Here is a 1,286-nt window from a genome sequence, read left to right as displayed (position 1 = left end):
GGCAGGTCCCCGATAACCGGTCCAGGCAGTTCTAGAGCCAGTTCCTTGTTGTGATCGTCAGTCGATCTCGCAGCCCACGGGGTGATGTTGGTGGGTGCATCCGGCAGCGTACTCGGCCGGCGTTTGGTAGCCCAGCGCTGAGTGCCGGTGTCGGTGGTTGTGGTCGTCTTTGAAGTCGTCGATGACCACGCGGGCCTCGATCAGTGTGGGCCAGCAGTTGCGGTTCAAACACTCGTCGCGCAACCGGTTGTTGAACGACTCGATGAACCCGTTGTTCCACGGTGTGCCGGGCGGAATGTAGGAGATCCCGACCGACCCTGCACAGAACGCCTGCAGGGCTTCTGAGATGAACTCAGGGCCGTTGTCCATGCGCAGCACCATCGGCGGGCCACCCCAGATCGCGAACGTCTTCTCCAACTCCTCGATCAACCGCTCAGCCGGAATCGAGCGGTCCACGATGTTCAGCAACGACATCCGGGTGTGTTCGTCAACCATGGACGCGATCTTGATCTTCTTCCCATCCACGGTGGAATCGAACTGAAAGTCCAATGCCCACACCACTTTCGGTGCGTCCGCGACAACGACCGGGACCGATGACTGGCCGGCGCGTTTGCGGCGCCGAGCGCGCCGCACTTGCAGGCCCTCTTCTTTCCACAACCGATGCACTTTCTTCTTGTTGATCTCGATGCCGTCGTCGAAGCGCAGGTGTGCCCACGCGCGCCGGAACCCGTGCCGGGGGTTCTTGCGGGCATACGTGCGTAGCTGCTCGCGCAGTGCGGCGTCGGGGTCGGCCGGGGTGTGCGCTTGCGGCAGCCGTCGATAGGCGGAACGGGAAAGCCCAACTACCTTGCACGCCATGCGTTCTGACATGTTCTTGACGTCCTTGAGCATGTCGATGGCGGCGCGTTTGGCGGTCGGGCTCAGAATTTTCCCTTGGCGATCTCCCGCAGCGCGTCTTTCTCGAGCTCGGCATCGGCGAGCAGCCGCTTGAGTCGGCTGTTCTGCTCGCGCAGCTCTTTGAGTTCCTTCGCGGCGTCGCCGTCCATACCGCCGTACTGGCGGCGCCAGTTGTACAACGTGGCCGCCGACACCTCGAGATCGGCAGCGATCTCCTCGCCGGTCTTGCCTTCCGCGGCCAACTCATCGGCCCGGCGCAATTTGCGCACGATGTCCTCCGCCGAGTGACGCTTGCGTCCTGCCATGTTCTTCATCGTCCCTTCTCCGCCCTCATCAGGGCAATCAGGACTCTAAAACAACCCGGACCGGCTCACGGGGGACACGCCACC

General features: G+C 62.8%; 1 protein-coding gene. It reads right to left on the bottom strand.

The genetic code is table 11. From position 1 onward, the window contains the following. Positions 1-57: 57 nt before the first annotated feature. Positions 58-1,202, bottom strand: a protein-coding gene (locus ABW18_RS00010; RefSeq protein WP_373279128.1) for an IS3 family transposase whose coding sequence is annotated in 2 segments (ribosomal slippage) — positions 58-935 and positions 935-1,202 — 1,146 coding nt in all. Because the reading frame shifts where the segments join, the coding sequence is not laid out codon by codon here. Positions 1,203-1,286: the final 84 nt, after the last annotated feature.

Origin of the sequence: Gordonia jacobaea (assembly GCF_001186365.1) — a bacterium.
GTDB classification, from domain to species: Bacteria; Actinomycetota; Actinomycetes; order Mycobacteriales; family Mycobacteriaceae; genus Gordonia; species Gordonia jacobaea.
Note: the sequence above shows the minus strand (reverse complement) of the source record. Positions and strands in the feature narration are given on the sequence as shown.